The organism is Acidovorax sp. SUPP1855 (assembly GCF_030158955.1).
Classification (GTDB): Bacteria; Pseudomonadota; Gammaproteobacteria; order Burkholderiales; family Burkholderiaceae_C; genus Paracidovorax.
Window position 1 is genome coordinate 48,719 of the sequence record NZ_BQXI01000013.1, and the last position, 22,854, is coordinate 71,572.

The window sequence follows — 22,854 nt, forward strand, 5'->3', positions numbered from 1 at the left end:
GCCGCCCTCCCGCACGCCGCGGCCGGCGCCCGGCGGCGCCGCGCGCACCGGCCGGCGGGGAGCGCCGCACAGGCGCCGAACGCAAAGCATGGTTTCATTTCTTGAGTCCTGCGCCCCGCACTTCGAGGCTGATCGTGTCCAGCACCTGCCCGCCGCCGTCCAGCAGCTCCACGCGGTGCCGCCCGGGCCACGGGAGCCACGCCCACTGCGCGCCCCGGCCCTGCACCCGGCCGTCGATGCGCCAGCGCAGGCCGGCGTGCGCCTGGGACTGCACCGGGGTCGCCGCGAACTGCAGCCGCTGGCGGTTGGGCGGAATGTCCGGGTCCAGCGCCACGATGGTGCCGGGCGCGGGCGAGAGGATGCGCGGCGACGGGGCCTGCAGGCCGTCCTCGGATGCGCTGGCGGCCGGGTTGGGGCGATTTGGGCCGGACGCCAGGGCTTTCATTGGCTGTTCTGCTACGTTATCGATAGCAAAAAGGGACTGCTGCGTGCCGGCGATGAACCACTCCTGCCGCGCGCTTTCGATCAGGCGCGCGCCGCCGGGCTCGGGGCCGAAGCGCACGGCCGCCTGCACCAGCCCCTCGGGCGGTGCGGGCGGGCGGCTGCGCACGCCCGCGCCGGCGCGGTGCAGCCAGCCCAGGATCTCCGCCCACACGGGCGCGGCGCCGCTGGTGCCGCTCACGTCGTGCATGGGCGCGCCGCTCGCGTTGCCCACCCACACGCCCACCGTGTAGCGGCGCGACCAGCCCAGCGCCCAGTTGTCGCGCATGTCCTTGCTGGTGCCGGTCTTCACGGCGGTCCAGAAGCGGGTGGCCAGCACGCTGTCGGTGCCGAAGGTGCGTGCGCGGGCATTGCCGTCCGACAGGATGTCGCCCACCAGAAAGGCGGCGCGCGGGTCCACCGCCGGCGCCGCCACGGGTGTGGCAGTGGCCGCTCGCGGTGCGCCACCGCCTTGCACGGGCGTCACGGCCACCGGCCCGTAGCGCCCGCCGTTGGCCAGCGCCCGGTAGGCGTTGGCCAGGTGCAGCAGCGGCACCTCGGCGCTGCCCAGGGCCAGGCTGTAGCCGAAATAGTCGCCGCTCTCGCGCAGCGGCAGCCCCAGCGCGCGCAACTGGCGAAAGAACGCATCGGGCGACACCATGACCAGCGTGCGCACCGCCGGCACGTTGAGCGACGCCGCCAGCGCCGTGCGCGCGGACACCCAGCCCTTGAACTGGCGGTCGTAGTTCTGCGGAATGTAGAGCCCGCTGGCCGTCGGGATGTGCGCGCTCGAATCCTCGATGAGGGACGCCGCCGTCAGGCGCTGCTCGGCGAACGCCTGCGCGTACAGGAACGGTTTGAGCGTGGAGCCCGGCTGGCGCGGGGCCAGCACGCCGTCCACCTCGCCCGCCTGGCTCAAAGCGCCGGACGACCCCACCCACGCCAGCACCTCGCCCGTGGCGTTGTCCAGCACCACCACGGCGCCGTCCTCCACGTTGCGGCCCCGCAGCTCGCGCAGGTGCTGGTGCAGCGTCTGCACCGCAAAGCGCTGCAGCGGTGCGCTCAGGGTGGAGGTGACGCGCTCGCGGCGCGGCGGGGCGGCATCCGCGGCCGGGGCGTCCGAAGGCACCGATTGCGCCGCCACGGGCTGGCGCAGCAGGTAGCGCGCGAAGTGCGGGGCCACGCCATCGGCGCCGTCGAAGGCCCGGCGCTGCAGCGCGGCGGTGGTGAACAGATCCAGCGCATCGCAGGACGGCACCACGGGCTTTTGCATCTCGCGCAGCACCCCGCAGGCGCGCTGCGCGACCAGGGCGGGCCGGGCATTGGGGGCGCGCACCAGCGCGGCGGCCACCGCGGCCTCGCGCTCGTCCAACCCGTGCGCGGCCTTGCCGAACAGCGTGCGCGAGAGCGCGTCGATGCCCACGATCTCGCCGCGAAACGGCACCAGGTTGAGGTAAGCCTCCAGCACCTGGTCCTTGCGCCAGCGCCGCTCCAGCACCTGGGCGGCCACGGTCTGCCCCAGCTTTTGCACCACGCTGCGCCCGCCCGCGCCCTGGCGCCAGTCGCCGTCGAGCAGGCCGGCCAATTGCATGGTGAGCGTGCTGGCGCCGCGCGTGCGCTGGTTCCACAGGTTGCCCCAGGCGGCGGCCGACACCGCGCGCCAGTCCACGCCGCTGTGCTCGTAAAAGCGCTTGTCCTCGCTGAGCACCAGCGCCGTGCGCAGCGCGGGCGAGACCTCGGCCAGCGGCACCCACTGGCCGCGCCGCACGGTGGCATCGGTGCGCAGGCGCTGCAGCACCTCGCCCTCGCGCGAGAGCACCAGCGTGTCGGAGGGGCGATAGTCCGCACGCACCTCGTTGAAGGTGGGCAAGGCCCAGGCGGCCGGGGCGGCGATGCCGGCCAGACCCAGCGCGAGCAGCGCCCGCCCCACGGCCACCGCGCCATGGCGGGCGGTGGCGGTGCCGATACCGGCGCAGACCTCGCGGCGGCCCCACCCATTGCGACGCCAGGTAGCGATGCTGCGCATGACCGCGAGAAAGTCCATGGACATGGGAAGAAGGAGGATGGGTCGGAGAAAAGGAGAGCGGAGGCCGGCCCGCAGGCCGGCGGCGACCGGGGATTGTCGCCTCCTCCCGTGACGCCGTTCCACCCGGCGTTGCACCGGGCGATGGCCGCACCCCGGATCGCAGACGCAGGGCGGGCCCTTCCGATTCTCGCGCAGAAGCCGCCGCGCGCCGCGCAGGACCCGAACGGACCCTGGGGACTTTCGCGCATCGCGCCGCACCCTCGTGTAATCTTTGGCGCAACGCCACTTCGCTCCGGCATTGGTCACGGAGCCAGCTGGCGGGTCCTCTCCGGCGGGCCTTGGTGCCATGCCCCAGGGGACCTCCCGCTTTCATGTTCGCCGTGCCCCGGGCCGCAGCCCGCGCTGCGCTGGCGGGCCATTCATGCGCTCTTGCAGAACCGTTGCGGCGCACACCGCGCAACTTCGCACCACCCCCTTTGAAAGGCCACTGCTTTGCCTTGCTTTTCCGCACCCCGCTTCCTGGCCGCTGCCATGGCAACCGCCGCCGGGCTGGCCGGCAGCGCCGCGTTCGCCCAAGCCATGCCGCCGCGCCTGTCGGCCCCGCTGCCCACCACGCAGAACGCGATGATCAACAACACGCAGATCACGACGGACGATTTCCGGCAGGCCTACGTCAGCCAGACTCCGCAGGTGCGGCAACAGGCCGAGCTCTACCTGACGGGCGTGCTCGACGCCACCGAGGGGCGTGCGTGGTGCGGCTACCCCACGCTCAAGACCATCACCATCGACGAGCGCCTGTTCACCGAGTTGAAGAAGGTCGAAGGCCCAGCCCTGCAGCAGCGCGCCTCCAAAACCCTGGTCGCCATCCTGTCCAAGCAATTCCCTTGCCGGAGCCCGCGTTGACCAAGCCCATCTTCGAGAACCTCAAGTCCCACCACTATTCCTCCGACCGCATGCAGCCGACCCGATTCCTGGACGGCGACAGCGTGTACCGCGAGATCGGATACGACATGGGTCAGCTGAAGCGGCAGAACGCCGGCTACGAAAACACTTGCGCGGTCCGCATGAGCCTGGCGCTGCTGAAGTCGGGCACCGGCATCACCGGGCGCCTGAAAATCAAGGAAGGCCCGCTCAAAGGCCGGTTCGTGGAGCCGGGCGCGAAATTGCTGGCCGACCAGCTCATGCAGCGCGGCGTACTGGGCTACCCGCAGATCCTCACGCCCGACAACGTGCAGGCAAAGATCCAGGGAAAGCGCGGCGTGATCTTCTTCTGGAAGATGGCCAGCTACAACGGCGGCCACATCGATCTGGTGGAGTCCACCAACGCGGCGGCCGTCTGCAGCTCGGCCTGCTATTTCGACTCCAAGGAAATCTGGTTCTGGCCGCTGGACTGACGGGCGGCAGCGCAGGCCACTTTGCGTGGCCGCGCGCCGCCGCGTCAGTTCTTGGTGGCCGCGTCCCAGTGCTCGGCGATCTTGCCGTTCTCGATGCGGAACATGTCGAACCAGGTCGTCGTGTATTTCTTGGTCGGGTCCTGCGGGTCCGTCATTTCGCGCACGAAGCTCAGGATGACCTTGTCGCCCTCGGCCGTGATCGCCACCAAAGGCGCCTTCACGCGCGGCTCGATGGGCGTGGGCGGCACGAACTGCGAGAAGAAGGCGATGAAGGCCGCGCGGCCCGTGGCCACCGTGGGGTTGTGCTGGATGTAGTCTTCGGCCATGTATTTGGGCGCCAGGTCCATGTGGCCCGCCTCGAACACCTCGCGCCAGAAGTTGTAGACCAGCCGCTTGTTCCACGCCAGCCGCCAGTCATGGCTCATGAGCAGTTGCTCGTGGTCGGGCTGCTCCACCACCGGCACCTGGGCGTGGGCCGCCACCGGCAGGACGATCGCCGCCGCAAGAACGCAGCGGGCCAATAGTTGCTTCATGAAACTCCCCTTCCAGAATCGATGGACACGGCGGATTTATATCTGCCGGCCGCGCCGGCGGCGCGGGCCCGTCGATCTTTGTGGTGAGGCAATGTTTCAATCCTCAAATTTGCTCAGTGCTCGACCGTAACGGCGCGCGGTGGGGTATAGCCCATGGCTCTCCGGCGGGCCGTCATGGCCCTGTCTCAGGCAAACGCCGGCTCGGCCTGCGTGCCGCGTTCGCGCGGCGCCACACGCGCAGCACATGCCGGGCCGCTCGGGCCAGGGCTTCGTCGAGCGCTGTGCGCCAGTCCCTGGCCACCGACGAGACCACCACGGGGCCCGCGCCGTCGGTGCGCAGCTCGATCCGGCAGCGCTTGTCCACCCCGCCCCGGGGGCCGTTCACGTCGGCCAGCTGAATATCGGCACGCGGCACCTGCGCACTCAGGCGCCGGAGCACGAACCGCACGCGGCGATCAACGGTATCGCGCATCGCGGTCGCTTCGGGATGGCGGGACTGGAAAAAAATCTGCATCAGCGTTCTCCTTCGTTGGAGCAGGCACCTTAGCCCGCGCACCTGCAGGGGCACAGCAGTTTTCCTCTGCCAACACCCTCTGAAAAACCTGCTGCCTTGCAGCCAGACCGTAGGTTGCACGGCTTCGGTCAAACCGATGCAGCCATCTCAGAAAACCTGCTTCTTCCATCGGTCACCCGGCCGCACATTCAAGGCTGTCACCACCACAGGAAACCCTCATGAAGCCATTGCCCCTTGTCTCCCACCTGCTCTCCTCCCTGCGCGCCCGGGCCCTGCAGTGGCTGCAGCAGGTGTCGCACGGCAGCGGCGCGTTGCATGCACCGGTGCGCGTTCCCGTGCGGATCGACGCCGCACGCCCTGCGCAGCCGACGCGCCACCGCCGCTACCGCGATTGACGCGGCCTGCTCGCCCAACACTGTTCGCCCCCACAACACTTCACAAAGGAACACCCCATGCGCACCTACCCCACCAACAGCCCCGAAGCAGCGGCCCGGATCGTCGGCCTGCTGCTGATCTCGGACGGCCACGTCAGCCGTTCGGAAACGGATGCCCTGCAGCGGCTGGACATCGAACGCGAACTCGGCCTGGCGCCCGGCGACTTCTCCCAGGTGCTGCACGCGCTGTGCGAAGACCTCTTGATGGGCGCGCGCGAGCGCCGCCTGCTGACCGGAAACCTCGACGAAGCCGCCCTGGCCGCCCTGATGGCCGAGGTGACCGAACCGGAACTGCAGCAGCGCGTGCTGCACTTCGCCTGCACGGCGGCGACCGCGGACCACCACGTGGCGGCCGCCGAGGCCTGGATCATGGAAGCCGCGCTCAAACACTGGCGCATGGGCGAGGCATCCGATCCGCCCGAAGCCGCGCCGGTCGCGGCCGGCCTTTGAACAGGGCCGCGCACGGGCCCGCCGAAGGCTAGGCCGCCGCCGCCGCGTGGGCCGCCGCGACCATCTGGCGCACCAGCGGATGGTGCTGCCCTCGGCGCGACCAGATGGCGTGCACTTCCTCGCCGATGTCGGGGCAGTCGCCCAGCAGGCGCAGGCCCCGCACCAGCCCCACGTCCTGCGCGCCCAGCTGGCTCACGGGAAACACCCCGAGCCCGCGGGCCGCGAAGACCGCGAGCAGCGCGCTGTCTTCGAACTCACCCACCACCTGGGGCCGCACACCGAGGTCTTCGAACCAATGGTCCAGCGTGGACCGCAGCGGCGAATGGGGCGTGGGCAACAGCACGGGAAGGTCCTGCAGCGACTGTGGGAACCGGTCTCGCGCGTGTTTCCTGACCAGCGAGGCCGGCCCGTACCACTGCAGCGTGGACCGCGCGATCCGCTCGCTGGTCAGGCGCTGGTTGGGGTTGCGCGGCGCGGCCTGCCCGGCCAGCACCACATCCAGTTGGTGCAGGGCCAGCTCGGACAGCAGCTCGTCGAACTCACCCTCGTGGCACACCAGGCGAAGGTGCGGTGTGGCGAGCACCGGCTCCAGCAGGGCATGCGCTGCCAGCTTGGAGATGCCGTCCGACAGCCCCACCGACAGCCGGGCGACCTTGGCGCTGGCCGCCTCGCGCACCTCGTCGGGAATGCCCTGCCCCAGCTGGAAGATCTCTTCCGCCCGCGCATAGGCCGCCTGGCCCGCCTCGGTCAGCACCATCCCTCGGCCCGAGGGCTTGAGCAACTGGTGGCCCAGGTCCTTCTCCAGATCCCGCACCTGCGCGCTGATGGTCTGCACCGCCATCTCCAGGCGGTCCGCGGCGCGGGCAAAGCCGCCTTCCTTGGCGACCATCCAGAAATAGTAGAGATGGCGGTAGTTCAACATGCAGCCTCCGGATCGGAAAAACCGAATGCTATGTTCGATAAAAGCTGGTGTCCATCGAATGCCGCCTTGGCCATACTGGGCGCTCGCCCATTCGAAAGGACAACCTCCATGTTTTATGCCATCAGCTGGTTTCTCTCTCTATCGCTTCTCGCCCTTTGGTCGCTGGCCTGCTGGGGCATGCATGCCATGGCGGTCTGGGCGGTGTCCAGCGCAGGCGCGCTGGCCGGGGGCACGTCTGCCATGAATGCCGTGGTGCTGCCGGAGTGGATCAGGGGCTGGATACCGCCCGAGCTGGCCCGGGAGTTGGCGGCCATGATCGCCTCCGCCGGCCCGATGGTTCAGGCGGCGCTGGACACCGTGCCCGCCTTGGCCGGCGCCGTGACCGTGCTGGCCTGGGCCTTGTGGGGCCTGGGCGCCGTGATCTTGCTGGCGGTTGCCTTCGGGGTCCACGTTCTGATCGCGCTGCTCAAGGGCCGGCGGACCGTGCGTGCACGGCACGCCGCGCGCCACCGTCGTCCAGTAGCAGGCCCGCTCCCGGCCCCGGGCACCCTGCGCCGGGGCCGTGCGGTGCTCACTGGTTGGAGATGATGGTGAGCAGATCGCCCCGGACGTCGGGGTTGTCGGTGTACTTCTTGTACAGCGGCGCCATGCGGCGCACATAGGGAGAGAAGTCGGACACAGTCACGAACTGCACGCCTTCCCTGGCCACATTCGCACGGGCCGAGACCACCCGCTTTTCCCACAGGTTGCGCATCAGCACGGCGGAGGCCTTGCCCGCTTTCTGGAAAGCCTGCTGGTCCTGCGCGCTCAGCCGGTTCCAGAGCTTGGTGGACACCACCAGGGCCTCGGGCGAGATGGTGTGCTGGTCCAGCAGCATGTATTTGGCCAGCTTGTAGTGGCCGGTCGATTCGTAGGAGACCAGGTTGCCCTCGGCGCAATCGATGGTGCCGTTGCGAAAGCTGTCGAGCACTTCCTTGTAGGGGACGACCACGGGGGTGGCGCCGAGCAGCTTCACCATCTCGATGGAGGTTTCCGACTGCTGCACGCGCACCCGCTGGCCGGCCAGGTCTTCACGCCGGGTGATCGGCTTGTTAGCGCAGTAGAACGAGCGCGCGCCGCCGTTGTACCAGCCCAGGACCACGAAGCCGGAGGCCTTCAGCTTCTCGGACAGGCGCTCGCCCATGGCGCCGTCGAGGTAGCGGAACATGTGGGCGGCATCGCCGAACAGGAAGGGCAGGTTGAACGCCTGCAGGCCGGGTGCGGCCTCGGCCAGCGGGCCCAGGTTGAATTCGGCCAAGTCGATCTCGCCGGCCTTCATCATCGTGACCGCCTTGCCCTGATCGCCCAGCACCGCATCGGAAAACAGCTTGATGGTGTAGCGGCCCTGGGTGGAGGCTTCCACCTCGCTGATGAAGCTTTTCATCGCCTCGGTGACCGGGTAGCCGTCGGGGTGGGTGTTCCAGGCCCGCAGCGGCGTCTGGGCCCCCGCGGGTACCGACGCCGCCATGGCCATCACCGCCGCCGATGCAAGCATCGGAAAATTTATCTTGCGCATCGTGTCCCCCAAGTGTTCGAAAAATGCCTGTCCGCCAGCACGGCATCGTGCCCTGGCAGCGCATTTCGCTGGGGGCGCGCCGGCATGGCCTGCGCATTCTCCGAGGGGGGCTCAGCCGTAGCAAGCGCTTCGCACGGGAGGTGCGACGGGCAAACCACAACCGCTCGAAAGGGGCAGTTGGCGAGGGGAGCGGGATGTGATAGCCCAGGCGCTTAACGTTGCCGCGCCGGCTTCTCGAACGGCTTCATGGAACGGTTTACTTGCAGCGCAGATCGAGCGTCTTGCGGGCGTCGATGCGGTAGTCGCAGCGTTCCACTTTCTGGGTCAATTCAACATCCACCGTGCGCGCATCGGCGTAATGGCAGCGCACGTTGACGGTGCGCCCCGCCGCATACACGTACCCGAGCTGCCAGTGCCCCGCGCGCTCCTTCGCGACGTCGGGCACCAGGGTTGCCAGGTCTTCGACCGGGCCGTCGAACACATCGACCTGCCGCAAGGGCTGGCCGGGTTGCGCTGGGCAGACCCCGGCGGCCTGCGAGGTCGGCATGCCGCCGTTGGCTGCGGCGAACAGCAGCACACCCAGGATCGGCCGGGCCCATGGCATGGGCAATCGTGTGCAGCGCGCACAGCCCGCTCAGCGGGCGGCGGCTTCCACCTTCACCCGGGCGTTGGGCGTCTCGCCGAACATCTCGGGCGCGTACATGGCTTCCACGCGGCTCGGGGGCAGCGCGAAGTCGCCCACGTTGTTCAGCCGCACGGTGTATTCCGCCTTGATGGTGCCCTTGGGCAGGTACTCGTAGTAGCTGCGGTAGGCCTCGAAGCTGCGCTCCTCGAAGGCCGCCCAGGCGCTGCCCGAGCGCTTCTCGCCCTGCGTGGCGATCTCGGAATCGCGCCCCAGGCCGCTGCCCAGGATGGTGGCGCCGCCCGGGATCGGGTCGGTCAGGGCCACCCAGGTCATGTCGGCGCTGGCGTTCACCTCCAGCGTCACGCGCAGCACGTCGCCGCGCGTGTACTTGCCGGGCACGGCCTGCTCGACCGGGGTGATGGTCTTCTTGATGGCGTAGCCGGCCGCGAACGGCGCCTTGAGCTGGATGGCCGCGACCGACTGCAGCGTGAGCCATGGCTTGCCGGTGCCCTGGTGGGTGACCGCCAGGTTCTCCTTGCCACCCGTGGCCGACCAGGGCAGGAACATGCTGTTGTTCTTGAAGTTGCCGGGCGATGCGGGTGCGCCGAACCAGGTGGTCTGGTGCGCCGCGCCCGTGGCGTCGCTCGCCTTCACGCGCTCGACCTTCGCCCAGTCCACGCTGGCGTTGCCACTGCCCAGGGCCGCGCGGGTGACGCCCGCGACGGGCGTGGCCTCGAACTTGGCGCTGAATTTCTCCAGCGCCAGGCCACCCCACAGGTTGGCGGTGGTGGTGTGCCATGCGCCGTTCTGCTGGCGGCTGATGAAGCCGTTGGCCAGGCGGCCCATGTCGTCCTTCCAGGCCGGGTCGTCCATCACCGCGAGCATGAGGCGGGCGGTGTTGACGTCGCCGTTCTGCATCAGCCACCACCAGTAGTCGTCGCGCTCGGTGCTGAAGATGAGCTTGGTGCCCTGGTAGCTCAGGCGGGCCTTCAGGACCTGCGTGGCCTCGGCCAGCCGCTGGTCGCGCTGGGGCACGTCGTTCACGCGCTTGAGGATGTTCAGCCAGTCGATCACCGTGTGCGTGGGCCACTGGTTGGGCGCGATGGTGACGCTGCCCAGCATGCGGCCGGAGGCCTTGCCGTAGCGCGACAGCGCCTCGATGGCCGCGATCTTGCGCATGTCCAGGTCCTTGCGCGGGCTCCAGAAGTCGCGCTGGATGCGCCCTTCCACGAACGCGGTCAGCCCGCGTTCCATGGCGGCACGGGCTTCGTCCGGAAGGGCGAACTCGGGATGCAGGCTGGAGGCTTCGTGCGCCGCCGACAGCAAGTAGGCGGTGAGCGTGTCGCTGCCCCGGTTGGCGCTGCCGGCCTGGGGCGGGAAGTAGTTGGCCAGGCCATCGGCGTCCAGGTAGGTGGGCAATTGCGCCACCACGGTCTGCCAGAGGGTGCCGTCGCGCAGGCCCACGGCCTTGCTGGTCTTTTGCTCCAGGCAGGCGAAGGGGTAGTTGGCGAACCAGTCGCGCACGCCCGGCAGGCCTTCGGCCAGCTTGGGCTGCAGCGACATCTTCAGCCCGCCGCGGCCCGGCAGCGCATCGGCCGGCGGGTTCACGTCCAGGTTGAAGCTGCCGTCCACCTGCACCAGCGTGGCCTGCTGCACCGTGAGCGGCACCGCGGGGATGATGCGCTGGGTGGCCTTGAGCGCGTCGCGCGCGCCGTTGGCGCCCGCCGTGTCGCGGGCTTCGATCTCCCACAGGATGGCCTCGGTGCGCGTCTGCGCCAGCTGCGCGGGGGCGGTCACGGTCCAGGCCACCTCGCGGGATTCGCCGGGCGGGATGTCCACGCTCTGCGTGTCCAGCTGCAGCAGGGTGGCGCGGGCGGCCACCTCCACCTTCATGGCGGCCTGGGTCGTGTTGCGCAGGGTGATCTGAGCGCGGAACTGATCGTCCTCGCGCACCAGCGGTGGCAGGCCGCTGATGATCTGCAGGTCCTGCGTGGCGCGGATCTGGGTCGCACCGGTGCCGAACAAGCCCGTGCCGGCATCGGCGACAGCCACGATCTTGAACGTGGTGAGTGCATCGTTGAGCGGCACGGTCACCTTGGCCTGGCCGTTGGCATCGAGCTGGATCGCGGGCTGCCACAGCAGCAGCGTGTCGAGCAACTCGCGCGCCTGGCTGTGGCCGCCCCCGCCGCCCGCTGGCACGGCCTTGCGGCCGTAATGGCGCCGGCCGATGATTTCCATCTGCGCGGTGGAGGTCTGCACGCCCCAGGAACGGCGCTGCAGCATGGCATCGAGCAGGTTCCAGCTGGTGTTGGGCATCAGCTCCAGCAACGCCTGGTCCACGGCGGCCAGGGCCACCTCGGCGCCGGCCGCGGGCTTGCCGCCGGGCAGCGTGGCGGTGATGGTGACCTGCGCCTTGCCGCGCACGGGGTAGCTTTCCTTGTCGGCCACCACCTTCACCTGGATCTGGTGCGCCTGCGTGCCCACGCGGATCTCGGCCACGCCCAGGCGGTAGGCGGGCTTGGACAGATCGACCATGGCGGTGGGCGCGACGTATTCCTTGCCCTCGTACCAGAAGGCGCTCCACCACTCGGTCGGCGCCTTGAAGCCCCAGGTGAAGAAGCTGTACCACGGCACCTCGCGCAGGCGGCCGCGCAGGGCGAGCACGCTCACGTAGACGTTGGGGCCCCAGCCCTCCTCGATCTTGACCTGCACGGTCGGGTCCTGGCCGTTGAGCTGCACCACGCGCGTGTCGATGATGCCTTCGCGCTCCACGCTCACCAGCGCCGTCGCGTGGCGGAACGGCATGCGCACCTGCAGCTTGGCGGTCTCGCCGGGCTGGTAGGTTTTCTTTTCGGGCAGCAGGTCGATGCGGTCGTGGTCTTCGCCGCCGAACCAGATCTCGCCCTGGCGCGTGACCCAGACGGATGAGGCCGCCTCGGACGTGTTGCCGTCCTTGTCGCGCGCGGTAGCCACGAGCTCCACTTCGCCGGCTTCTTCGAGCTTGGTCTCGCACAGCAGCAGGCCGCGCGAATCGCTCTTGCCCGTGCAGACGGTGCCCAGGTCTTTCGTCTCGGTCTTGTTGTCGTAGCTGTAGAAGCCGCCCACCATGCGCTTGCGGCTGGTGGTGGTGATGCGGGCGATGGCCTGCACCTGCAGCGGAACGCCCTCCTGCACCTTGCCGTCCAGCCCCAGCGCGAGCGCCTGGAAGCGGATCTTCTGCGCGGCGGAGACCCAGCCTTCGGTCTTGATGCCGGCCACCACGGCCGCGGGCCAGAGGGTCTGGGTGCTGCGCAGCGTCTGCACCTCGCCGCTCGGGTCGGCGTAGGTGGCCTCCAGCACCAGCTCCTGCGGCCGGCGCGCCAGGGGCACGTTGTCGATGGCCAGCTTGCCGGCCCCGTTCTTGTCCAGCGTCAGCGCCAGCTTGTCGGCGATGACGCGGGCGTCCTGGCCGGCGGCCGCTTCTTCGTCGTCGCTGTGGCTTTGCGACTGCGCGCCGCGTTGGTTGGGCGGCATGAAGCTGAAGGCGTCGAAATCGCTCCACTGGGCGGATTTTCCGCGCACCAGCGCCGACACGCGCACGGGCAGGTTGGCGGCGCCGCCACCGGCCACGTAGTTCACCTGCACGTCGGTGGGCACCGAGCGCACGCGCACCAGGGGCTTCTTGTCGGTGGGCGTGATGCGGCCTTCCAGCACGGGCAGGCGGAACTCCTCGACCCGGAACTGGCCCGACTCGAAGCTGTTGCGGCTGTGCGAGCCGCCCTGCAACTGCACCTGGTACACGCCGAGCTTGGCGGCGGGTGGCACGGCGAAGGTGTTCTCGGCGCTCAAGCCGCCCGTGGCGGTCTTGCGCCAGGTGAGGTCCTGCGTGTATTGCTGGCCGCTGCCCACGTGGGTGATGACCAGGGTGTCGGGCTGCTCGTCCGGCAGGCCGAAGCCCTTGCGGTTCTCGGTGCGCAGCAGGTGCTTCATCGAGACGGTTTCGCCGGCGCGCAGCAGCGTGCGGTCGAACACGGTGTGGGCCCGCTCGTCGGGGCGGGGCTCCATGCTGGTGGGCAGGTTGAAGCGCCAGGGCTCGATGCCGCGCTGCCAGTCGCTCAAGGTGAAGGCCATGTCCTGCGCGCCATCGGCGCCCGGAGCGCGCGCGCTCACGAAGTAAGCCTGCTCGCCGCCGTCGTCACCCTGGCAGGACGGCGGCTCGGGCGAGAGGCCGTCGAACAGCGCCACGCCCTGCGCGTTGGTCGTGCCCGTGGCCAGTTCGCGGCCGTTGCAGTCGGACACGCGCACCTTGGCGCCCGCCACCACCTGGCCCTTGTCCAGCGTGGTCACCCAGGCGGCCGAATTCTCCCGGCCGAGCTTGAAATGCACCCCCAGGTTGGTCACCAGCGCCGAAGTGCGCACGTACATGGTGCGGCCTTCGCCGTGGCGTTCGTCCAGCAGCGACTTGCCGAGCAGCGGCGAGGCGATCTCCACCACATGGAAGCCCGTGGGCAGCGGAATGCCCACCACCTCGAAGGGTCGCGGGTCGTTGTTGACCGGCTTGGGCAGGTCCAGCGTCTTCACGCCACCCTGGCCGGACAGCAGCGAGACCATGCGCGACTGCACGTACTCGCTGCTGTCGCTCTCCAGCGCAGCAGGCAGCGCGCCCTTCACGTCGCGGCGGGCGCTCTTGCGGCTCACCAGGTAGCCGTCGTAGCGGCGCACCTTGCGGTACCAGGCAATGATGTCGGCGTCGCTGCCGGGCTGCAGGGTGCTCACCTTGGCGGGCGCCGCGCCATCGGCGGGCTTGCCGGCCTCCAGGCCCTGGACCTTGAGCGCGGCCTCGACGTTGCGCAAGGTCACGGGCAGCAAGGCGGGCTCCTTGGGGCCCTCCGCGTAGCGCTCGACCACACCGAACGGCGAAGCGGCGAACTTGGCCAGGGGCGGCATGGCGCCCGTGCCCACCTTGAGCGGGAAGCTGTCGGCATTGCGCAGCGTGCGGCCCGAGGCGTCCTTGAAGTCCTTGGGCAACTGCACCGTGAAAGCCGTCTGCGCCGTGAAGGGCGGGTTGAAGCGCACGCCGTTCACCACGGTGTCGCCATCGCCCTCGCCGTCGATCCGGGGCTTGAGCGTTTCCTTGTCCGAGCGCAGGCGCACCGCCTCGGCCAGCTTGCGCGGCACGGGTGCGTTGAACGACAGGAACATCGGGCGGATCGGCAGGCAGGCCGACTGGGCGTTCTCGCGCTCGCAGCGGAAATCGGCGGCGAACGGCTCGCGCACCTTGTACTCGTAGCGCTTTTCGATGGTGTTGCCGACGCCGCTCGGCGTGGCCACGCCCTTGCCGAAGACGAGTTGCACCCGCCCGCCAGAGGTCAGTCGCCGGTTGCAGGCCAGGGTGACGTATTTGAGCGGCTCCTTGGCGGCTGTCTTGTCCAGGCCCTGGGAGGCCAGCAGCCCCTCGCGCTGGGCGCCTTCGATCAGGCGCACCGGAACCCGCTCGCCCACGCCGTCGGCCACGCACCAGACGTTGGCCTGCACGCTGGCCAGGGTCGCCGGGCCGTTCAGCTGCAGCATGAAGAACTGCTCTTCGTCGATGGGCTGATAGGTGCCGGGGCGGATGTTCTGGACGTATGGGCCGCCGGTATTGAATGCATAGCTCTTCGTGCCCGACAGCTCGGCGCCGGCGGCCGATTTGAACCCCGACTTCACCTGGGCCGTGCAGCGCACGCCGGGCGGCAGGTCGCCCTTGAAGTCGTAGACCCATTCGCGCTCGCTGGTCCAGCGGCCCGTGCCCTGGCCGGCTTCGGCGTCGGAGCAGCTCACGGAGAGCGGGGCCGGGGCCTTGGGGTCGCCGAAATTGACCGCCGGGCCGTCGAACTTGGCAACGGCCTGCCGGACGCGGGACACCTCGCCCTGGGGCGAGAAGCTGATGATGGACAGGGCGTGGGCCTGGGCGGCCGCGCCCAGAGCCAAGGCCAGCGCCAGGGCGCGGAAGGAATGCGTTGTTGTTGTCATGGCTTTTGCAAAAACGGCGACGGGCCCGGCCCAACGGACCGGCACCCTTTCGAACCCGGCAGCGTAGCCCATCGGCAGGCGGCGAACCACCAGCGCAGTGACGCAGTTGTAAATGGCCTACACCGCCCGCCCACCTCGCTCCGTGAGAATGTTTTCAATTCCACCCCGGGCGCGCCCATGCCACCCCCCTCCTCCACCCGCCGCTGGGAAATCGATGCCGTCCGGGGCCTGATGCTCGCCCTGATGACCGTCACGCACCTGCCCACCCGGCTCACGCAGCCGCTCGGTCAGCCGTTCGGCTTCGTCTCGGCGGCCGAGGGCTTCGTGCTGCTCTCGGCGTACATGGCCGGCATGGTCTACGGCCGGCTCGCCTGGCGCAAGACCGTGGCGGACATGAGCCAGGCCTTCTGGCGCCGTGCCCTCAAGATCTACGGCTGCCAGGCGGCCACGCTGCTGTTCCTGTTCACGGTGATCGCCTTCATCGGCATCCGCGTGGACGAGCCCGCCATAAAGGGCATGATGACCTTCTACCTGCTGCACCCGCTGGAGGCCCTGGTGGGCGGGCTGCTGCTGGTGTACGAACCGCCGCTGCTGGACATCCTGCCTCTGTACGTGCTGTTCATGCTGGCCAGCCCCTGGCTGATGACGTTCGCGCTGCGCCGCGGCTGGGCGCCGATCATGGCCGGCAGCGTGCTGCTGTGGCTGCTGGCGCAGTTCGGGCTGTCGCGCTGGTTCTATGACGGCTTCGCGGCGGTGCTGCCCATGCCGATCCCCTTCACCGAAACCGGCGCCTTCGTGATGTGGAGCTGGCAGTTCCTGTGGGTGTTGGGCCTGTGGATGGGCGCGAGCCGCAACGACCCCGAGGCGCCGCCGTTCGAGTTCCCGCGCTGGTCGCTGTGGGTGGCCGGCGCCATCGCCGTGGTGTGCATGGTGTGGCGGCATGTGGTCGGCCAGGTGCCGTTCGGAGACGCCAACCCGCAGCTCAACCTGCTGTTCGACAAATGGGCCCTGGGCCCGCTGCGCCTGATCGACCTGATGGCCCTCACGGCGCTGACCATCCGCTTCGGGCCGATGCTGGCGGCGAAGCTGCCGCGCCAGCACTGGCTGGAAACCCTGGGCGCGGCCTCGCTGCCGGTGTTCTGCGCCCATCTGGTGGTGGTGCTGCTCACGCTGGTCTTCATGGGGGCGGACTACGAGCGGCCCTGGCCGCAGGACATCGCCCTGCTGATCGCCTGTTTTGCCACCCTCTATGCCGTGGCCCGCGTGAGCCTGTGGGTGGACAAGCCGCCCAACGACGATGGTCGCCCGGTGCAGCCCGCACCCGATGCCGGCGGCGGCCTCTCAGCCGCGGGGGCCAGCGGCGCACTGCCGCCATGCGGCGCCAGTGCCGGCCGGGACGACCTGAATGCGGCTCAGCGCCCGGTGCTCACCCGCACCATCGCGGGGTTGCCGGTGGCCACCGTGGCGGCAGGCATGGCGGCCGTGGCGGTGGGCGAAGCGCCGCCCGCCCGCATCGCGGGGGCCGGCGCCACGAACGCGCCGATCACCGTGCGCCACAGGTCGTAGCCGGCATCGTTCATGTGAAGGCGGTCGGGGCCGAACAGCTCCGCGCGCGGCTGGCCGGAGGCATCGAGCATGGCCGAGAAGACGTCGATGTAGTCGCTGTTGGGCACCGTGCGCACGTACTGCGCCAGCAGGGCGTTGGCCTGCTGCATCTGGGGCATCAGCGCCACGCGCGAAGGGCTGGGCTTGATGGAGATGTAGCTGATGCGGGTGTCGGGAAGTTCGGTGCGTACCGTCTGCACGAAGGACCGGAAGCTCTCCAGGATCTGCTCGGGCGTGCGGCCCTCGGCCAGATCGTTGTCGCCGGCATAGACCATCACATGGCGCGGGCGGTACTGGAGCACCAGGTTTTTCACGAAATGATTGCAGTCCGCCATGGTGGAGCCGCCGAAGCCGCGGTTGATCACCACGGGCAACTGGCGGAAGTCCTCCGCCACGTCGGTCCAGAAACGAATGGTCGAGCTGCCGACGAAGAGAACGCCGCCGGCCTGCGGGAGGCGCTCTTTGTCCGCGGCGGCGAAGGCGTCCATGCTGGACTGCCAGCGCGCATAGGCCGAAGGCGATGTGGCGGCAGCCGACGGCGCGGTAGAGTCGGCGGGGGTCGCCTGGGCGGCGAATCCCGCACAGGCCAGGGCCAGGGTCACAAGGGAACGCGTCGGGAAAGCCCGAAGAGAATGCATGGCGACTCCAAAAAGGACTGCAGCGGCGTGTGAGCGATTGTGCTGGCCTGCGTTCCGCAAGCATACAATTTTTACAAATTTACACCAACACCGGCCGCCGGGTTTCCATCGACATGTCTTCCGCTTCCCAGGCCCCAGCGGGCCCCGTGCCGTTCTGGCACCGGCTCAACCAGTTCTTCGCTTTCCCCCTGCAGCGCAAGCCGCTGTTCTACAGCACCGTGCTGGCCGTGTGCAGCATGCTGTACGGCGTGCTGTTCTTCCTGCCGGACGTACTGGCCGTGCTGCTCATCGAGGTCGGCATCCTGCTGGCCGCGTCACGCTACGGCTTCAAGGTGGTGGCGATGGGCTCGCGCGGCCTGCAGCGCGCCGAGGATTTCCCCGACCGGCTGGACGACGAGTGGACCGCCCTGCCCTGGAAGCTGTTCGGCATCCTGCTCGTGCAGGGCATCGTGGTGGGCTGGCTGCAGCGGGTCAGCACGGGCCTGGCGGAACTCGCCTGGCTGGCCGTGAGCTTCCTGCTGCCGGCCACCATGATCCTGCTGGTGCAGACGGGCAGCCTGTTCGCGTCGCTGAACCCCGCCGCCGCCTGGGGCGTGGTGCGGATCATCGGCTGGCCCTATGGTCTGCTGTGCTTTTTCCTGTTTTTGCTCAGCCAGGGCGCGGCCATCGCGCTGGCGCTGCTGATGCCGCTGTTCAAGGGCTGGCTCCTGCTGCCCCTGGGCAACTGGCTGTTCATCTACTTCGGATGGGTGATGTGCAGCCTGCTGGGCTACGCCATGTACCAGAACCACGAGGCCTTCGGCATCGACCTGCTGCCCGGCGGCGGTCTGGACGACGATGCCCCGCCGGACCGGCGCACGCCCCGGCAGATCGCGCAGGAGGCGACCGATGCGCTGGTGGCCCAGCAGATCACCGACGGCGACCTGGCCGGTGCCCTGGGCACGGCCTACGAAGACCAGCGCATGCATGGGGATGAATTGCCCGCCCAGCGCCGCTACCACCGCGTGCTGGCGCTGACCGACAAGACCGACACCTTGCTGCTGCATGCCCAGCGCTTCATCCCGCTGCTGCTGAACGCGGGCCAGACGACCGAGGCGCTCAAGGCGTTCCTTACCTGCCGCGAGCGCGACGCCCAGTTCGTGATTTCGGACCCGGGCCACACCCTGGCCCTGGCCAACACCGCGTGGAACGGCGGCGATGCGAAGCAGGCCATCGCGCTGCTGGGCGGGTTCGACCGGCGCTTCAAGGGGCATGCGCTGGTGCCCAAGGCCTACGAACTGGTCGCCCGCGTGCTGCTGCAGGGCATGAACCGCCCCGACATGGCCCTGAAGGTGCTCGCCACCCTGCAGGCGCGGCATGCGGACAGCCCTTCGGTGCCGGAGGTGCAATGGCTGCTGCGCGCCCATTTGCCGCAGCCGGCGGCGGCAGGCGGCGAAGCGCCCTCCACGCCTTGAGGCGACGCAGGCAGGCGCCATCGATTTGCTACTTAATTAATAGCAATACGCCCTAGTACTGATTGCGCTGGAACGGGTTTTTGCTTCAAATCCAGGGTTGCTTGGCAGGCGGCCCGCCCTACCGGCCTTCGAGCAGCCGCAGCGGCGCGCTGCCGGGTGCCAGCTGCTGCAACTGCGGCAGCCAGGCCATGGCCTGCTCGCGCCGCCCGGACTGCAGCAGCGCCGTGACCAGCATGCCGACCAGCTCGCCCAGCGCCGCATGCTGCGGCGCGGTGCGGTGCAGGGCCGTGAGCAGCTTCTCGGCGTCGCTCCACTGGCCCGCGCGCACAAAGCGGCGCGCCAGGCCCGCCATGTCGTCGGGCACCAGGCGGGCGCTGGGCCGGGCGTGGTCCAGGTAGGTGCGGTAGCTGGCGTGCTGGAAGTCCAGCGTGGCGGCGTCCTGCCCCGGCAGCCGGAAGATGCGGCGGGCGGCGCGGTGAAAATCCTCTCCCGCCGGCCACAGGCTGGCGGTCTTGAACCACGCGCTCAGCACCGGCACATCGCGCGGGCGCAACTGCGCCGCCGCCCGCCACTGCACCAGGGCCCGCTCGAACTGCATCGCCTGGGCCGACTGCCGGGCCTGGGCCACATGGGCATCGAAGCCGTGGTCCGGCTCGGCCGGCGCCTCGGGCGGGGGTGCCTCGATCGCCTTGCGCCGTAACAGCCCGGCGCCCCACATCAGCGCGGCGCCCGTCAGCAGCCCGCCCAGGTGGGCCATGTAGGCCACGCCCCGGCCACTGAGCCAGTGCTGCAGCAACTCGTTGGCGATCCACGCCGGCAACAGCAGCAGGGCGGGCGCGGTGACGTAGTTGAAATAAAAGAACAGCTGGTAGAAGAACCGCACGCGGCGCAGCCGGTACAGCACCGCGTACATGCCCATGAGGGCCGACACCGCACCGGACGCCCCCAGGCCGTAGCTGCCTTGACCCGCGTAGGCCCACCCGGCCATCAGCGACCCGCCCACGGCCCCCAGCAGGTAGAAGGCCAAGTACCGCCACCGCCCCAGGGCCAGCTCGACCGAAAAGCCGAAGAGGAACAAGAACACCATGTTGCCCAGCAGGTGGCCCGTGCTGGCATGCAGGAAAGCGGCGGTGATCCAGGTCACGGGCCGCGGGGGCGCGTCCTTTTCGTAGCTCTGCGCCCAGCGGCGGGTGAAGGGCTCGGGCAGCGCCGCCTCATACCGGGCGCGGGCGGCCTTCCAGTCGGCGTACTGCGGGTCGTCCGCGCGCACCACCAGGCCGGCGTGCAGCCGCTTTTGAAAGCCTTCTTCGTGCTCCATCCACCGCAGCAGCGCATGCTCCCGGTGCGCTGCCAGCATGCGCCGCGCCTGCTCGGCATCGCGGTGGCCGGAGTCCTTCAGCCACTGCACGAAAGGCGGCAGTTCGATGCCGGGCAAGGGACTGTCCAGATAGACCTGCGCCGCCCGGTCCACGGCCTTGGCCTCCCAGCGCTGCGGGCCCCAGAAGACCAGCAGGTTGACCAGGATGATCAGCACCGTCATCCATGGCGGGTTGCGCCAGGTGGGGCGGTTGTCCAGCGGGATGGCATAGAACATGGCGGGCCTGCGTCACCTCAAGGCGGGCAACGCCGGGCCCCGCGCGCGGGCCTGCGGCGCCGCGGCAGGAAAGCACGCAACCCTCACTGGGGCACGAAGCCGCTGCGCTGGATGATGCGCGTCCAGGCCTGGGTGTAGGCCTGCTGGCGCGCCGCCAGCTGCTGGGGCGTCATCGACGCCACCGTTAGCCCCAGGGCCGTGAGCTGCCGGTTCACGTCGGGCTGGGCGACCACCTTGGCCAGCGCCTGCGAGAAGCGGGTGACAAACGCAGCCGGCGTACCGGTGGGCGCGTAGAAGCCGTAGTAAGGCAGGTCCTCGAAGCCCTTGAGCCCCAGTTCATCGAACGTGGGCACGTCCGGCAGCGCGGCCTGGCGCTGGGTGCCCAGCACGGCCAGCACGCGCACCTTGCCGCCCTTGTGGTTTTCGATGAAGTCCTGCACCGAGGCCACCCCGGCGGGAATCTGGTTGCCCAGCATGTCGGCGATCATGGGCGCGCTGCCGCGGTATGGCGCCGCCACCAGATCGATGCGGTACTTCTCGCCGATGAGCTTGACCAGAAACTCCGGCGTGGAGGCCGGGGCCGGGATGCCCACCGCGCCCTTGCCCCCGCCCTGGGTGGTGACCCACTGCACGTAGTCGTTGAACGACCTGGCCGGCGACGCGCCGGACACGGCGAAGGCATTCACGAAGGTGGCCACGCCGCCGACCGGCACGAAGTCGTGCACGGGGTCGTAGCCCGGGTGCTTGACCACCTGCGGCAGGATGGAGATGGTGTGGTCGTGCGACAGGAACACGGTGTGCCCGTCAGCCGGCGCGGCCTTGAGGGCCTGGGCGGCGATCTGCCCGCCCGCGCCGGGGCGGTTGTCCACCACCACCGGGGCGCCCAGCTCGTCCTTGAGCTTGTCGGACAGCAGCCGCGCGATCGCGTCGGTGCCCCCGCCCGGCGGAAAGCCCACCAGGATGCGGATCGGCGGGCCGGCCGGCGGCGTCTGGGCCGAGGCCACGGCGGCGACCGCCGTGGCGCCCACCCAGACCGCGGCGCGGGCCATGCGCAAGACCCAGTGGCGGCGCGAGGAAGAACGATGCATGGTGGGCTCCGTGAAAGTGTGCGGACGGGGTGAGGTGAGCAGCAATCAGGCCAGGCGGGCGCGGTGGCGGGCCAACTGGGCGCGCACCTGGGCCGGCGCGGTGCCGCCCAGCGTGTTGCGGGCGTTGAGCGAGCCGCGCAGGCTGAGGGCGTCGAACACGTCCTTCTCGATCTGCGGGTGAAAGCCCTGCAGCACGGCCAGGGGCAGCTCCGACAGGTCCACGTTGTGCGACACGGCGGCCTTCACGGCATGGGCCACGGTCTCGTGCGCATCGCGGAACGGCAGGCCCTTCTTGACGAGGTAGTCGGCCAGGTCGGTGGCGGTGGCGTAGCCCTTCAGTGCGGCCTGCTCCATGGCAGGCGCGTTGACGGTGATGCCGCCTTCCTTCTTGCCCGTGGCCGGGTTCGGCTGGCCGCCGACCATCTCGGCGAAGATGCGCAGCGTGTCCTTCAGCGTGTCCACGGTGTCGAACAGCGGTTCCTTGTCTTCCTGGTTGTCCTTGTTGTAGGCCAGGGGCTGGCCCTTCATCAGCGTGATGAGGCCCATCAGGTGGCCGACCACGCGGCCCGTCTTGCCGCGTGCCAGTTCGGGCACGTCGGGGTTCTTCTTCTGCGGCATGATCGACGAGCCCGTGGTGAAGCGGTCGGCGATCTTGATGAAACCGAAGTTCTGGCTCATCCAGATGATGAGTTCTTCCGACAGGCGGCTCACGTGCACCATGCACAGGCTGGCGGCGGCGGTGAACTCGATGGCGAAGTCGCGGTCGCTCACGGCGTCCAGGCTGTTCTGGCACACGCCGTCCATGCCCAGGGTTTTCGCCACGCGCTCGCGGTCCAGCGGGTAGGTCGTGCCCGCCAGGGCGGCGGCGCCCAGCGGCAGCACGTTGACGCGGCGGCGCACGTCAGCCATGCGGTCGGCATCGCGCGCGAACATCTCCACGTAGGCCAGCATGTGGTGGCCGAAGCTCACCGGCTGCGCCACCTGCAGGTGGGTGAAGCCGGGCAGGATCACCTCCACGTTCTGCTCGGCCACGTCGACCAGCGACACCTGCAGTTCTTTCAGCAGATCAGCGATCAGGTCGATCTCGCCGCGCAGCCACAGGCGCACGTCGGTGGCCACCTGGTCGTTGCGGCTGCGGCCGGTGTGCAGGCGCTTGCCGGCGTCGCCCACCAGTTGCGTGAGGCGCGCCTCGATGTTCAGGTGCACGTCTTCCAGGTCGAGCTTCCACTCGAAGGCGCCGGATTCGATCTCCTCTTTGATCTGCGCCATGCCGCGCTGGATGGAGGCGTGGTCGGCGGCCGAGATGATGCCCTGCGCGGAGAGCATGTCGGCATGCGCGAGGCTGCCGGCGATGTCGGCCTGCCACAGGCGCTTGTCGAAGAACACGCTCGACGTGTAGCGCTTGACCAGGTCGCTCATGGGCTCGGAAAACAGCGCCGACCAGGCCTGTGCCTTGGTGTCGAGCTGGTTGTGGGAGGGGGCGGACGCTGGGCTGGAGGCGGGGCTGGTGGACATGGAGGGCAATAATCCGGTGGTTCAGACACCCGGAAC

The 22,854-nt window shown here is 69.4% G+C and carries 17 protein-coding genes and 1 pseudogene; 7 read left to right on the forward strand and 11 right to left on the reverse strand.

What is annotated here, in order from left to right:
• Positions 1–94: 94 nt before the first annotated feature.
• Positions 95–2,410 carry a penicillin-binding protein 1C gene (gene pbpC, locus AVMA1855_RS13250; protein WP_284426118.1) on the reverse strand — a complete coding sequence of 772 codons (2,316 nt, stop codon included), beginning with the start codon at positions 2,408–2,410 and terminating at the stop codon, positions 95–97.
• A 627-nt stretch (positions 2,411–3,037) separates the two neighbouring features.
• Between pbpC and AVMA1855_RS13255 the strand changes: the two genes are divergently transcribed.
• Together AVMA1855_RS13255 and AVMA1855_RS13260 are read left to right on the forward strand one after the other, a co-directional pair.
• Positions 3,038–3,409 carry a Rap1a/Tai family immunity protein gene (locus tag AVMA1855_RS13255; RefSeq protein WP_284394974.1) on the forward strand — a complete coding sequence of 124 codons (372 nt, stop codon included), beginning with the start codon at positions 3,038–3,040 and terminating at the stop codon, positions 3,407–3,409.
• Positions 3,406–3,900 carry a T6SS effector amidase Tae4 family protein gene (locus tag AVMA1855_RS13260; protein WP_284426051.1) on the forward strand — a complete coding sequence of 165 codons (495 nt, stop codon included), beginning with the start codon at positions 3,406–3,408 and terminating at the stop codon, positions 3,898–3,900. The genes AVMA1855_RS13255 and AVMA1855_RS13260 overlap by 4 nt, the downstream gene beginning before the upstream one ends.
• 44 nt (positions 3,901–3,944) lie before the next feature.
• Here the strand turns inward: AVMA1855_RS13260 and AVMA1855_RS13265 are convergent, their stop codons facing one another.
• On the reverse strand, positions 3,945–4,433 hold the full coding sequence (locus AVMA1855_RS13265; RefSeq protein ID WP_272564504.1) for a nuclear transport factor 2 family protein: 489 nt from the start codon (positions 4,431–4,433) through the stop codon (positions 3,945–3,947).
• 172 nt (positions 4,434–4,605) lie between these two features.
• Positions 4,606–4,947 (reverse strand): HPF/RaiA family ribosome-associated protein, encoded by a 342-nt coding sequence (locus tag AVMA1855_RS13270; protein ID WP_284426052.1) that lies wholly within the window; start codon positions 4,945–4,947, stop codon positions 4,606–4,608.
• Between the two features lie 218 nt (positions 4,948–5,165).
• Here AVMA1855_RS13270 and AVMA1855_RS13275 point away from each other — a divergent pair, with 218 nt between their 5' ends.
• Both AVMA1855_RS13275 and AVMA1855_RS13280 read left to right on the forward strand, forming a co-directional pair.
• A complete protein-coding gene (locus tag AVMA1855_RS13275; protein WP_284426053.1) occupies positions 5,166–5,342 on the forward strand; it encodes an arylamine N-acetyltransferase family protein in 177 nt (58 codons plus the stop codon).
• Between the two features lie 57 nt (positions 5,343–5,399).
• Positions 5,400–5,831: a TerB family tellurite resistance protein gene (locus AVMA1855_RS13280; protein ID WP_284426054.1), complete on the forward strand. Its 432-nt coding sequence runs from the start codon at positions 5,400–5,402 to the stop codon at positions 5,829–5,831.
• 28 nt (positions 5,832–5,859) lie between these two features.
• On the opposite strand, the gene AVMA1855_RS13285 is transcribed toward AVMA1855_RS13280, so the two are convergent.
• A complete protein-coding gene (locus tag AVMA1855_RS13285; protein ID WP_284426055.1) occupies positions 5,860–6,753 on the reverse strand; it encodes a LysR substrate-binding domain-containing protein in 894 nt (297 codons plus the stop codon).
• 108 nt (positions 6,754–6,861) lie between these two features.
• Here AVMA1855_RS13285 and AVMA1855_RS13290 point away from each other — a divergent pair, with 108 nt between their 5' ends.
• Complete coding sequence (locus AVMA1855_RS13290; RefSeq protein WP_284426056.1) at positions 6,862–7,341, forward strand: hypothetical protein; 480 nt, start codon at positions 6,862–6,864, stop codon at positions 7,339–7,341.
• Here AVMA1855_RS13290 and AVMA1855_RS13295 read toward each other — a convergent pair.
• The 3 genes from AVMA1855_RS13295 to AVMA1855_RS13305 form a co-directional block, all read right to left on the reverse strand.
• Positions 7,325–8,308, reverse strand: coding sequence for a TRAP transporter substrate-binding protein (locus AVMA1855_RS13295; protein ID WP_284426057.1), 984 nt, complete (start codon positions 8,306–8,308; stop codon positions 7,325–7,327). The genes AVMA1855_RS13290 and AVMA1855_RS13295 overlap by 17 nt on opposite strands.
• A 256-nt stretch (positions 8,309–8,564) precedes the next feature.
• Entirely contained in the window at positions 8,565–8,912 is a 348-nt protein-coding gene (locus tag AVMA1855_RS13300) for an STY0301 family protein (RefSeq protein WP_487089372.1), read from the reverse strand.
• 30 nt (positions 8,913–8,942) lie between these two features.
• Complete coding sequence (locus tag AVMA1855_RS13305) at positions 8,943–14,924, reverse strand: alpha-2-macroglobulin family protein (RefSeq protein ID WP_284426058.1); 5,982 nt, start codon at positions 14,922–14,924, stop codon at positions 8,943–8,945.
• Positions 14,925–15,167: 243 nt separating this feature from the next.
• Between AVMA1855_RS13305 and opgC the strand changes: the two are divergent.
• Positions 15,168–16,142: pseudogene (gene opgC / locus AVMA1855_RS13310) on the forward strand (OpgC domain-containing protein); the annotation flags it as partial.
• A gap of 194 nt (positions 16,143–16,336) precedes the next feature.
• Here the strand turns inward: opgC and AVMA1855_RS13315 are convergent.
• Complete coding sequence (locus tag AVMA1855_RS13315) at positions 16,337–17,167, reverse strand: SGNH/GDSL hydrolase family protein (protein ID WP_284426059.1); 831 nt, start codon at positions 17,165–17,167, stop codon at positions 16,337–16,339.
• A gap of 113 nt (positions 17,168–17,280) precedes the next feature.
• Here AVMA1855_RS13315 and AVMA1855_RS13320 point away from each other — a divergent pair, with 113 nt between their 5' ends.
• Positions 17,281–18,621: a tetratricopeptide repeat protein gene (locus AVMA1855_RS13320; RefSeq protein ID WP_284426060.1), complete on the forward strand. Its 1,341-nt coding sequence runs from the start codon at positions 17,281–17,283 to the stop codon at positions 18,619–18,621.
• 118 nt (positions 18,622–18,739) lie between these two features.
• Here AVMA1855_RS13320 and AVMA1855_RS13325 read toward each other — a convergent pair whose 3' ends face one another.
• The 3 genes from AVMA1855_RS13325 to argH all read right to left on the reverse strand — a co-directional run bounded on the left by AVMA1855_RS13325 (position 18,740) and on the right by argH (position 22,818).
• Positions 18,740–20,215 (reverse strand): rhomboid family protein, encoded by a 1,476-nt coding sequence (locus AVMA1855_RS13325; RefSeq protein ID WP_284426061.1) that lies wholly within the window; start codon positions 20,213–20,215, stop codon positions 18,740–18,742.
• Between the two features lie 83 nt (positions 20,216–20,298).
• On the reverse strand, positions 20,299–21,264 hold the full coding sequence (locus AVMA1855_RS13330) for a Bug family tripartite tricarboxylate transporter substrate binding protein (RefSeq protein WP_502870334.1): 966 nt from the start codon (positions 21,262–21,264) through the stop codon (positions 20,299–20,301).
• Positions 21,265–21,348: 84 nt separating this feature from the next.
• Positions 21,349–22,818, reverse strand: a complete 1,470-nt coding sequence (gene argH, locus AVMA1855_RS13335) for an argininosuccinate lyase (protein ID WP_284426063.1) — start codon at positions 22,816–22,818, stop codon at positions 21,349–21,351.
• Between the last annotated feature and the right edge of the window lie 36 nt (positions 22,819–22,854).

What these genes read in the sequence shown, in the direction of transcription:
- AVMA1855_RS13275 (WP_284426053.1), top strand. Translation starts at nt 5,166, where the DNA reads ATGAAGCCATTGCCCCTTGTCTCCCACCTGCTCTCCTCCCTGCGCGCC.
- AVMA1855_RS13315 (WP_284426059.1), bottom strand. Translation starts at nt 17,167, where the DNA reads ATGCATTCTCTTCGGGCTTTCCCGACGCGTTCCCTTGTGACCCTGGCC.
- AVMA1855_RS13270 (WP_284426052.1), bottom strand. Translation starts at nt 4,947, where the DNA reads ATGCAGATTTTTTTCCAGTCCCGCCATCCCGAAGCGACCGCGATGCGC.
- AVMA1855_RS13280 (WP_284426054.1), top strand. Translation starts at nt 5,400, where the DNA reads ATGCGCACCTACCCCACCAACAGCCCCGAAGCAGCGGCCCGGATCGTC.
- AVMA1855_RS13325 (WP_284426061.1), bottom strand. Translation starts at nt 20,215, where the DNA reads ATGTTCTATGCCATCCCGCTGGACAACCGCCCCACCTGGCGCAACCCG.
- AVMA1855_RS13255 (WP_284394974.1), top strand. Translation starts at nt 3,038, where the DNA reads ATGGCAACCGCCGCCGGGCTGGCCGGCAGCGCCGCGTTCGCCCAAGCC.
- AVMA1855_RS13285 (WP_284426055.1), bottom strand. Translation starts at nt 6,753, where the DNA reads ATGTTGAACTACCGCCATCTCTACTATTTCTGGATGGTCGCCAAGGAA.
- AVMA1855_RS13265 (WP_272564504.1), bottom strand. Translation starts at nt 4,433, where the DNA reads ATGAAGCAACTATTGGCCCGCTGCGTTCTTGCGGCGGCGATCGTCCTG.
- AVMA1855_RS13305 (WP_284426058.1), bottom strand. Translation starts at nt 14,924, where the DNA reads ATGACAACAACAACGCATTCCTTCCGCGCCCTGGCGCTGGCCTTGGCT.
- AVMA1855_RS13320 (WP_284426060.1), top strand. Translation starts at nt 17,281, where the DNA reads ATGTCTTCCGCTTCCCAGGCCCCAGCGGGCCCCGTGCCGTTCTGGCAC.
- argH (WP_284426063.1), bottom strand. Translation starts at nt 22,818, where the DNA reads ATGTCCACCAGCCCCGCCTCCAGCCCAGCGTCCGCCCCCTCCCACAAC.
- AVMA1855_RS13290 (WP_284426056.1), top strand. Translation starts at nt 6,862, where the DNA reads ATGTTTTATGCCATCAGCTGGTTTCTCTCTCTATCGCTTCTCGCCCTT.
- AVMA1855_RS13330 (WP_502870334.1), bottom strand. Translation starts at nt 21,264, where the DNA reads ATGGCCCGCGCCGCGGTCTGGGTGGGCGCCACGGCGGTCGCCGCCGTG.
- AVMA1855_RS13300 (WP_487089372.1), bottom strand. Translation starts at nt 8,912, where the DNA reads ATGCCATGGGCCCGGCCGATCCTGGGTGTGCTGCTGTTCGCCGCAGCC.
- AVMA1855_RS13295 (WP_284426057.1), bottom strand. Translation starts at nt 8,308, where the DNA reads ATGCGCAAGATAAATTTTCCGATGCTTGCATCGGCGGCGGTGATGGCC.